Origin of the sequence: Pseudoalteromonas sp. Ps84H-4 (genome assembly GCF_024124645.1) — a bacterium.
Classification (GTDB): Bacteria; Pseudomonadota; Gammaproteobacteria; order Enterobacterales; family Alteromonadaceae; genus Pseudoalteromonas; species Pseudoalteromonas lipolytica_C.
Genome location: NZ_JAMXSK010000068.1, coordinates 1 through 1,802 on the forward strand (window position 1 = coordinate 1; position 1,802 = coordinate 1,802).

Here is a 1,802-nt window from a genome sequence, read left to right on the forward strand (position 1 = left end):
TCGGGTATAACGCCAACCCTATGCTCGTAAGCATAAAAAACAGAAAGAGCACTAAACGGCTGTTAGCAAGTGAGAAGTTGGTAATGGACATTAACGCGTCTCCCCTAAAACACGAACCTGTTGCCCATCACTGATAAAGGCTGCTCCGGCTGCTACGTATCTCTCTCCGAGTTCCAACTCAGCATTAATAATGTAGCCTGACGGTTGAATATCGACAATTTGTACAGGTTTTTTACTAACGGTATTGGACTCACCGTTAAAGGAGTAGAGGAAAGCGCTGTTACTTGTTGCTTCAATATAAACTGCGCCGTGAGGAACCAAGAGAACGTTTTCACTATTTTTCAGACGATAGTTCACTGCAACCACGAGACCTGGCGGTAAAAAATTTCCCTCTGGCACTTGTATACGCAGTTTAACAGGCAAGCTCAAGCCATTACTTGCGCGCTCTGCAATATGAGACAACTCAGCCTCAAAAGACGCCCCTTGATGACTAATACTGATAATCTGTTCATTTGTAGAACGTAGAGCATTTGCCAAAGGTACGGGGATTGATGATTCAACAATAAGTTGCGCTGAACTGTCGAAAGTAAATATGACCTGATTCTGAGCCACCTCTTCAAAGGGTTCCACTTGTCTGGTAGAGACAACACCATCATAGGGGGCTTTTATTACTGCTTGAGAAAGTTCTCTTTCTGTGAGTCTGACTCGGCTTTGTGCTTCACGCACAGAGGCTTGAGCTGTTAAGAAAAGTGTTCTTGCCGCCTCTAAATCTTGCTGGGAAACTGCGTTATTTGATTTGAGATGATTAAGCCGTTCATAGTTTGCTTGGTGTTCTTCAAGCGCGATCTGCGCTTTTGAGGCTTCAGAGCGGGCGTTATCAACTGCTAGTTGATAAGGCTCCAAATCCAGTGTTGCCATGATATCGCCCGCTTTTAACCGGCTACCAATATCCACCTGCACCTTTTGCACTTTGCCAGGAACGCCAAACGAGAGCTGCGCTCTGCTCTCTGTTTGTGTTATTCCAGAAAAGCGAGATTCTTGGTAATGCGCGTTTGCACCCACTTCGTTGAGTGTTACCACTCGAATGTTCTGTTCAGTGGGCTCAGGTATACTTTCACTGCTACAACCCTGTAATAAGACAAGTAGGCAAACTAATGCATATTTACTAAATTTCCTTAATAATATAACTGATCGTTCGAGTATATAAAATGGCGAACTCATAACAAACCCTCTTGAGGTATGGCTTAAATATTAATTACTTTTTTGGTGTAAGAAGGGTCTGAACAAGCTGACGTAAAAGTTCACGCGAATACTCGATATCCGCAGTCGCTATCTGGCAGGACAAACCATCAATGTAGGCAAAGATATAGTGTGTTATTTGCTCGGGTGTGAGCAAATAACTTGTCTCATCTTTATCCTGTAATTTCTTGATCATGGTACAACAGGTGTCAAAGAGCTCTTGACCTGAATCCTGTACCGCTTTCTTAATTTCTGGGTTTCTGGATGACTCTGCGAGGATCTCCAGATACATAATAGTTCCTATTTTATCGCCTGTGAGATAGGCCTCTTGCTCCAAAGCATCCATGAAATCACTAGCGCTCTCAATTCTTCTCAAAGCATCGAGATCTCTGGAAGAATAGCGCTTGGCGATTTCCAGAATGAGTTCATTTTTTGAGGCGAAGTATTGATAGAGACTTGCCTGGCTGACTTTTGCAACACGAGAAATCTCCGCCATGCCAGCGCCATGAAAGCCTTTTTTAACAAAGCATTGCACAGCACCATCAAGAATAGCCTCGATTTTA

The 1,802-nt window shown here is 43.5% G+C and carries 2 protein-coding genes; both read right to left on the reverse strand.

What is annotated here, in order from left to right; genetic code table 11:
* Window positions 1–90 precede the first annotated feature (90 nt).
* Window positions 91–1,221 carry an efflux RND transporter periplasmic adaptor subunit gene (locus tag NH454_RS22190; protein WP_028867968.1) on the reverse strand — a complete coding sequence of 377 codons (1,131 nt, stop codon included), beginning with the start codon at window positions 1,219–1,221 and terminating at the stop codon, window positions 91–93.
* Window positions 1,222–1,255: 34 nt separating this feature from the next.
* On the reverse strand, window positions 1,256–1,802 hold a 547-nt coding region (locus tag NH454_RS22195; RefSeq protein ID WP_253040208.1), incomplete at its 5' end, for a TetR/AcrR family transcriptional regulator.

What these genes read in the sequence shown, in the direction of transcription:
- NH454_RS22190 (WP_028867968.1), bottom strand. Translation starts at nt 1,221, where the DNA reads ATGAGTTCGCCATTTTATATACTCGAACGATCAGTTATATTATTAAGG.